This is a genomic window from Halomonas sp. SIMBA_159 (assembly GCF_046536035.1).
Classification (GTDB): domain Bacteria; phylum Pseudomonadota; class Gammaproteobacteria; order Pseudomonadales; family Halomonadaceae; genus Vreelandella; species Vreelandella venusta_A.
In genome coordinates this window covers 1-577 of record NZ_JAWJBT010000075.1, presented here as the reverse complement: position 1 = coordinate 577, position 577 = coordinate 1, and the positions used below count along the sequence as shown (strand labels likewise).

The following is a 577-nucleotide window of genomic DNA, read 5'->3' as shown; positions in this document are numbered from 1 at the left end:
GTCCATTTATGGCGCACTTATACACACCCCTGTGTGTGCTAAAATCTCTCGATTTTCGGCAGGCGTGTAACAAAAACAGCAGACTCTTCTTTCAAGTCTGCTGTTTTCAATTTAAACCAGATTAAAATATGAAGCTAAACCTTTTTTACTTTGGATTAATAATGACTATTCTTATTAGCTTTTTTCCTCTTTACAATCTTGACAATGAAATAAATCAAAAGAATAGAAGCTCCAAGCACAGAAAAATTATAAACAACGTCAAACCAATTTACCTGAGATACTTCAACCAAAAGAATCCCTCCCTTTAAAACTTAACAGTATAAGTAACTGATTTAGAATACCCAACTGGTTGGCCTACAACATTCATACCATACAACTTAGTACCTCTTACATAAGCCTTCCCACCTGTTTTTTTCGCATTCAAATTATACCATGTTGACCTTTGTGTCCAAGTAATAGCAAAAATTACGCCGACCTGTTCACTCCATACATTTACCTTTTTAACCTTTCCACTAACTCTATTTACACGAGCATAGGAACCAATATATCCAGTTCCGTTGTATTCTTTAAAACTATA

General features: G+C 34.5%; 1 protein-coding gene. It reads right to left on the bottom strand.

Translation table 11 applies throughout. From position 1 onward, the window contains the following. Nucleotides 1-304: 304 nt before the first annotated feature. A partial coding sequence (locus R0J87_RS18400) for a hypothetical protein (protein ID WP_498887977.1) occupies nucleotides 305-577 on the bottom strand: 273 nt, incomplete at its 5' end.